Here is a 552-nt window from a genome sequence, read left to right as displayed (position 1 = left end):
GTACGCATCTTCATCCCCTGCTCGACCGCATGTGTGAAGAGGCCGAAAAACGCAACGCCTCCGACATTTTCATCAGCGCAGGCTTTCCCCCTGCCATCAAAGTCGGAGGCACCCTCACGCCCATGCCCCACAAAGCACTGAACGGCGCGGACACCGCCGCCATCGCCGAATCCACCATGAACCCCGACCAGCTCGAAGCCTTCAACCGCGACTGGGAAATCAACTATTCCGTCCAATCGCGCAGCAACACGCGCTACCGCGTCAACGCCTACCACGAGCAAGGCCGCGTCGGCATGGTATTGCGCCGCGTCAGCCAAGACATTCCCGAGATGAAGACCCTCGGCTTACCCGAAAAGCTCCAAGAGCTTGCACTCGCACCGCGCGGCCTGCTGATCCTCGCCGGCCCGACCGGTTCGGGTAAGTCCACCACCATGGCCTCCATGCTCAACTACCGCAACCAAAAGCTGCCCGGCCATATCGTTACCATCGAAGACCCCATCGAGTTTATCTACAAACCTTGCCGCAGCATCTTCACCCAGCGCGAAATCGGCA

At 60.1% G+C, this 552-nt stretch carries 1 protein-coding gene; it reads left to right on the top strand.

Translation table 11 applies throughout. The features are described 5' to 3' along the window. A partial coding sequence (locus tag ACTHUM_RS18220) for an ATPase, T2SS/T4P/T4SS family (protein ID WP_440403712.1) occupies nucleotides 1-552 on the top strand: 552 nt, incomplete at both ends.

The organism is Neisseria sp. P0021.S006, assembly GCF_051956895.1.
Note: the sequence above shows the minus strand (reverse complement) of the source record. Positions and strands in the feature narration are given on the sequence as shown.